A 6496-nucleotide genomic window follows, 5' to 3' on the forward strand; every position below is an offset into this window, starting at 1 on the left:
TTAAACGAAAAGGTCTACCAGTTGTTTTTTTATCAGTTAATCCGTCTATCCCATCCAAGTGATATTGTGAGATCCACTTATTTACACTGGTTCTGCTTACTTTTAAAAACTTAGCGATTGCATAACGTGAGTGTCCTTCTTGGAAATGAGCTAAAGCCATAAAACGAAGTCTCATCCGAACACTTTGATGAGTTTTAGCTAATAAATTAAAGTCATCTTTTTTCATAATCACCAGTAGTATTTAATTATTTAAAATAATAATACTATTAGATCACATAATTAGGCGGAATGGTATAAAATACGTCGAATAATCCCTGTTGACGAATGTCAGCAGGGATTTTTTTCGTTTTAGCGCTTTGACGACGATGACCAACTCGAACATGGGCAATACACAGCAGCCACACAGTGGCATTCAGACCATGTGATAGTAGGGAGAATCACATGGTCTGGGCCATGAGCGGATGAGCTCTGCGAATCCTGGCCATCGCCAAGCTTGCTCTCAATAAGCCACTTCTCTCAGCAAGGCTGGGTTCATTCTTTACCATGTGATAGTCCGCGCTGTTCAGCACTCCTGAGCATCACCCGTCAAGATAAACAGAAAGATCAACCTCGTCGATCTGTTCTTCGAGCAGGTACTGTCTGGCATATTGTAAATAGGTACCTGAGCTTAAAAATAATTTAAATATCTGCTCATCTATATGTTTATCTTTTACCATAAAACTCATTATCTTGATTGACTGGCTTAATGTTTTACGTTCTTTATAGGGCCGGTCAGAAGCTGTCAGTGCTTCAAAAATGTCTGCAATGACCATCATGCGTGCAGTTACCGGTAGTTCCTGAGCCGGAACTGCGCGTGGATAACCTGTTCCGTCAATTTTCTCATGGTGGCCGCCGGCTATAACCGGAACATTTTCTAAATGTTTAGGGAAAGGCAGCTGCGATAACATAACTATGGTGTGAACCATATGGCCGTTAATCACAAATCTGTCTTCATCGGTTAATGTGCCGCGCTGGATGGAAAGGTTATACAGCTCACCGCGGTTAAAACGATACTGCGGGGTTTTCATATTAAATCCCCAGGGATTTCCCGGTGCTGTCAGCTCTGCATGTTCACGCTTTATTAGGTGCTCTGCTCTGTCGGATAAAAGCGGCTCTTCGACGGGAAGGTTTTCCTGTATATCTTTATGTCGTAATTTTTCCTGGCGGGAGAGGCCTAGTTTATTATCTAATGTTCTTGTCCAGGTGCGCTGAGCAATCTTATTTAAACGTTGAATTTTATCATCGGACATAAACTCACCGCCGATATTACATTCGGCAACAAAGGCAAATTCTTCATCTAGAGTCGTTAATATTGTTTCTTTATGCTTAAGCAGCTGCTCTTTATCCTGTCCTTCAGCTAAACCTTTCCAGTAACTGCTGTGAGCCTGCTGCTTTAATAATTCAAAACGCATCCTCACTTCGTGAATTCTGTCGTAGATTGTTTCTAATTTTGTTGCTTTATCAACGATATATTCGGGAGTGACAATTTTTCCGCAGTCATGAAGCCATGCTGCAATATGAAGTTCTTCCCATTGTTCATCATTTAGAGAAAAATCCTTAAACTGCCCGTCTTCCTGTCGGCAGGCCGCTTGAGTTAACATTTTAGTTAACTCAGGAACCCGTGCGCAATGTCCGCCTGTGTAGGAAGACTGGCTGTCGATTGCACCGGCAATAAGATGAATAAAGCTCTGCAGCAGTGCTTTCTGTTCGGCAAGTAACAGCTGTGCTTCAACTGCTAATGCAGAAAAACTAGCGATAGCCTGGATAAAGCTTTGTTTACCTTGAGCATTTAACTCCTGATGATCATTAATTACGGCCAGCATACCCAGGCATTTTCCTGACCTGTTAGCCAGGGGTAATAACTGCCAGGTTAGTGCATCTGCATTGCTGAATAACTTCTGCAGATACGGGTAAAACTCATCGGGTAATGGTGTACCTGAGGCGCTTTTATTTTGTTTAAGGCTCAGCTGGTTAAGCTCTTTTTCAGTAAAATCGACAGTTTTCAACTGAGCATTTAACTGTTTATTCTGCGCTTTGGTCAATTCAGAAAGGTTTGTAAAAGCTGCATTAAGTTTATTTGATTTATCTGCTAATAAAATTACTGCACCTTTAGCATGGCTTAAGGAGAGCGTTTCATGGGTTATTTTTTCTAGAAGCTGCTGAAAGCTCTGTTTTCCGACTAACGAGGCCGATAAATCCTGGAAGTTACTGATGGTCTCTTTCATATCACTGGTTACTGTGACTAATTCATTTATCTCTTTAATAAGAGTGCGGGTTTTTATCGGCCTGGAAAAGTCGAAGTTTTTGATGAATTTTAACTCTTTGGTAAGGCTCCGGATCGGAGAGGTTAATATTTTTGAAAAATACCAGGCAACAGGCAGAGTGAGTAAAATAATCAGCAGAGTAATCACTGTGGTTTCAAAGCGAAGCTGGTACGCATCTGCGAGCAGTTCATCTAGGGGGACTAACTGGGCTAAGTAGAAATCGTCGTTTCCCCGCAAACGGCTGACTTTCCCTAACCACTGCCGGCCGTTATAGGTGAATTGTATGCTGTTGTGCTGATTTTTGTAATGTTCAAAGGCGTATTGTAGAACCGGATGGTCCATTTCTGAGATTAATTTTAAGCGGTTTAGTTTTCCTGACTTTGAAAGCAGGCTCTGCTTATTCTGATATGCAATGACCTGTCCACTTTTATTAACAATAATCTGCTGAGAGTTAGGTGATGACTGGAACTCTTTTAATAGATCCGATAAGTCGCTCAAAGTGTAATCTGCACCAATAACTGCACCATGGTCTGGATCATATTTGGCCATGGTAATGCCAAGTTCCTGGCTTGAATAAAAGATATAAGCATCTGTTGTGGTTATTTGAGAAGATTTCTGTGCTTCGATATACCAGGGGCGGGATTTAGACTCTAACTGATAACTCGGATCCTTGACCTCCAGAGTAAGCTTCAGATTCTGATCGTAAAAGTAATGTACTGCGTCGCCGTTGTTAAGCTGGGTGAGCATATAGCTGCTCTGTGCCGGAGCATTAAACTCCTGCGCATATTCTCCTAAAACAATTTTTCTAAATAGAAAAAAATCATCGTTAGAATAGGCGATAAACAAAGCTTTGATATTTTTGCTGCCGTCGAGCATCTCTTTTAACTGCGCGACAGCAGACTGTTTCTGTTTTAGTTCACTGTTTTCTGTTAATTCAGAGGCCGCTAAAATTTTAAGCATTATCCGGGTGTATAAGCTTTCCGTTAACACTTTTTTTTCAAGTTTTTCGTTTGCTTCTTTAAAAATTAACTTTCCAGAATCAATTATTGACTGGCTTAACTGTTTGTAACTGTACCAGCCGACCAGTGAGCTGGATAATAGAATCAGTACAGTAAATAATGTTGTAATATGAAAATGCAATGTAAATCTATGTTTAACTTGAGTTTTCGACATGCCTTAAATCCTTTAAGAATCTCTGTGTTAATTCGATATAACTAAGCCTTTATATAAACCTACAGTAGTATGATAAATAAGTGATATATAAATAGAGGAGCAGATCTCTATTTCGAATTTTAGGTACAAAAAAACCGCAGTTAAGCGGTTTTTTAAGATATACAGCGGTTAACTTATCGGGTACCAAATACCACAATCGTTTTACCGTGAGCCGAGATAAGACCCTGCTCTTCAAGCATTTTAAGGATTCGGCCGACAGTTTCACGAGAACAGCCTACAATCTGGCCGATTTCCTGACGAGTGATTTTAATCTGCATTCCGTCCGGATGTGTCATTGCGTCCGGCTGTTTAGCAAGATCTAGTAATGTATTTGCAATACGCCCGGTAACGTCTAAGAATGCTAAGTTGCCGACTTTCTGGCTGGTGATCTGTAGACGGTTAGCCATCTGGCTGGATAAGCGCATTAAGATTTCAGGATTTACAGTGATCAGCTGGTTGAATTTTTTATAAGAAATTTCAGCTACTTCACATGGTGTTTTAGCTTTTACAGATGCGCTGCGAATTGGGTTTTCTTCTTTTTCAAATAAACCTAACTCACCGATAAAATCACCCTGATTCAGGTATGATAAGATCATCTCTTTACCATCTTCGTCTTTGATCACAACTGCTACCGAGCCTTTTACAATAAAGTAAAGGGTATCGGCTTTTTCTCCGGCGTGGATAAGCATACTTTTAGCTGGGTATTTATGCGTATGACAGTGTGATAAAAACCATTCTAATGTTGGATCTGTTTGAGGTTTGGTAATGATCATAAATTTCCCTTAAGTAGGTATTGAATAGCTAATAGGCTATCTCTTGTTGTTATTTTTTCAACACGAGTTGATGGCAATGCAACCACCGTTAGTACACCTGATTGTATCTCTTTTTATGTGCCGTCGATAATATTTATGCTGTTATGTTATTAAAGAAATTAGATCTTTGTCATAAAGCTCAATTATTTTCTAGTTTGCTTGATTATTTTATTATGAATTTGGTCTAGCCCTTTTATCTTTTAGGGCTGTTGACCTTTGCTGTTTTTTCTTCATAAAGCGGTTTTATGATCTTCAAGGTGAGGGTGATTGACATATCTCTCCTGTATAAAATACCTCTAATGGTTACTTAAATTCTGCTGCCGGGCAGTAAGCTGGTCTCGGTGAATAAGAGTGACACTTTCTGATAGTTCGGAATACAGGATAACAACACTGCCTTCTTTTAACTGCTGCAGTACTTTTGCTGTTTTTTCAGGTAAGGATATCTCCTGCTCTCCGTAGTCGGTCCCTTCACGTAATATAAAATACTCGATTAAGTTATGTAATGTATCTGAGTCTAGATCCTGATATGGTATAAGCATAAATATTTCCAAAGTGAGTAGTAAAGACATTATTCTTTATTGGCACAAACAGCACAATAGATAAAGGGTCAAGAGTGAGTTTATTAGACGATTTATTAAAGAATAATGAAGAGTGGGCGACAAAAATAAGTCAGGAAGATCCGACTTTCTTTTCACAGTTAGCAGAGCAGCAGTCACCCGATTATTTATGGATTGGTTGTTCAGACAGCCGTGTTCCGGCAATCCAGTTATTAGGAATGATGCCTGGTGATATATTTGTACATCGCAATATTGCCAACTTAGTGGTGCACACCGACTTAAGCTGTATGTCTGTGATTAAATACGCGGTAGATGTATTAAAAGTTAAGCATATTATTGTAACCGGGCATTATGACTGCGGCGGTATTAAAGCTGCTATGCAGAAACAGTCTTTTGATCTGATCGACGGCTGGCTGCGTAATATTAAAGATATCTATGTTAAATACAGTGACACCTTTTCTGATCAGATGACAGATAAACAGCGCTTAGATCACTTAACAGAACTTAACGTGGTTGAGCAGGCTAAAAATGTCTGTCATACCACTTGTGTGCAGGAAGCCTGGGCGAAAGGACAGGAGCTGACGGTTCATGGGCTTGTATATTCTGTGGAAGACGGACGTTTAAAAGATCTTAAAATGAATTTCGATAATCTGGATAAGATCAATGATCTTTACCATATTCGTTGATCTCTCATTCTGTTCATTTTTTTATGCATGGTGATGTATAACTGTCTACAATGATGCATCGTTTACACGGAATTAAAGGAATTATTATGAAAAAGTTATTACTCGCATCGTTAATATTGACGTTACCAACTATGGTCTCAGCTGCCGATATCGAAGCAGGTAAAGCTAAATCAGTTGTATGTGCCGCTTGTCATGGGGCAGACGGTGTCTCTGCTGTGCCTATTTACCCTAATTTAAAAGGCCAGCAGGAAGCTTATCTTGTATCTTCATTGAAAGCCTACAAATCCGGGCAGCGTCAAGGCGGTATGTCTGCAATTATGCAGCCGCAGGCATCTATGCTTTCTGATACAGATATCGCTAATATTGCAGCTTATTATTCTTCACTTAAATAAATGTACAGTACATTTATGAGCGGTATTTCCACTGATAGTGTTTTTTGAGTTAGCTAATTCTATCTCTGACTTTATTCTGCTGCGCAGAGACAAAAACGGCCTCTAAAAAGAGGCCGTTTTATTCTTAGTTAATTGGCTGGAGAGCTGGTTAACTGAAGTCTTTAATTACAGATCGTCTGAGTGCTCAGATAGGCTTTCTTTGTTAACGCAGCTGCAGCACCTTCTGTAGAATCATCCATAGCCGTTTTATCTGCAGCTCATCCAAACCTACAGCAGGTACAAAAACGACCTCGATAAAGAGGCCGTTTTATTCTTAGTTAATTGGCTGGAGAGCTGGTTAACTGAAGTCTTTAATTACAGATCGTCTGAATGCTCAGATAAGTACTTCGCAACACCTTCTGTAGAAGCGTCCATAGCGGCTTTATCTTTAGCCCATTGTGCAGGACAAACTTCACCGTGTTCTTCATGGAACTGCAGTGCATCTACCATGCGCAGCATTTCATCAATATTACGGCCAAGCGGAAGATCGTTTAC

6 protein-coding genes and 1 pseudogene are annotated in these 6496 nt (G+C 39.9%); 2 read left to right on the forward strand and 5 right to left on the reverse strand.

Annotated features, from left to right (window positions below; all coding sequences use genetic code 11):
- From G337_RS0118350 to G337_RS0118365, 4 genes are all read right to left on the reverse strand, one after another.
- Positions 1 to 226: helix-turn-helix domain-containing protein (locus G337_RS0118350; RefSeq protein WP_037027988.1), on the reverse strand; the 226-nt coding region annotated here is incomplete at its 3' end.
- A 352-nt stretch (positions 227 to 578) separates the two neighbouring features.
- On the reverse strand, positions 579 to 3476 hold the full coding sequence (locus G337_RS0118355; RefSeq protein ID WP_028865174.1) for an HD domain-containing phosphohydrolase: 2898 nt from the start codon (positions 3474 to 3476) through the stop codon (positions 579 to 581).
- Positions 3477 to 3649: 173 nt separating this feature from the next.
- On the reverse strand, positions 3650 to 4288 hold the full coding sequence (crp, locus tag G337_RS0118360) for a cAMP-activated global transcriptional regulator CRP (RefSeq protein ID WP_019617165.1): 639 nt from the start codon (positions 4286 to 4288) through the stop codon (positions 3650 to 3652).
- Positions 4289 to 4623: 335 nt separating this feature from the next.
- Entirely contained in the window at positions 4624 to 4866 is a 243-nt protein-coding gene (locus tag G337_RS0118365; RefSeq protein WP_028865175.1) for a YheU family protein, read from the reverse strand.
- A 74-nt stretch (positions 4867 to 4940) separates the two neighbouring features.
- Here G337_RS0118365 and can point away from each other — a divergent pair, with 74 nt between their 5' ends.
- Together can and G337_RS0118375 are read left to right on the forward strand one after the other, a co-directional pair.
- Positions 4941 to 5570 (forward strand): carbonate dehydratase, encoded by a 630-nt coding sequence (gene can, locus G337_RS0118370; protein ID WP_028865176.1) that lies wholly within the window; start codon positions 4941 to 4943, stop codon positions 5568 to 5570.
- An 86-nt stretch (positions 5571 to 5656) separates the two neighbouring features.
- Positions 5657 to 5962: a c-type cytochrome gene (locus G337_RS0118375; RefSeq protein WP_028865177.1), complete on the forward strand. Its 306-nt coding sequence runs from the start codon at positions 5657 to 5659 to the stop codon at positions 5960 to 5962.
- A gap of 354 nt (positions 5963 to 6316) precedes the next feature.
- Here G337_RS0118375 and G337_RS0118380 read toward each other — a convergent pair.
- Positions 6317 to 6496, reverse strand: a pseudogene (locus G337_RS0118380) (peroxiredoxin); the annotation flags it as partial.

Origin of the sequence: Psychromonas aquimarina ATCC BAA-1526, assembly GCF_000428725.1 — a bacterium.
Taxonomy (GTDB): domain Bacteria; phylum Pseudomonadota; class Gammaproteobacteria; order Enterobacterales; family Psychromonadaceae; genus Psychromonas; species Psychromonas aquimarina.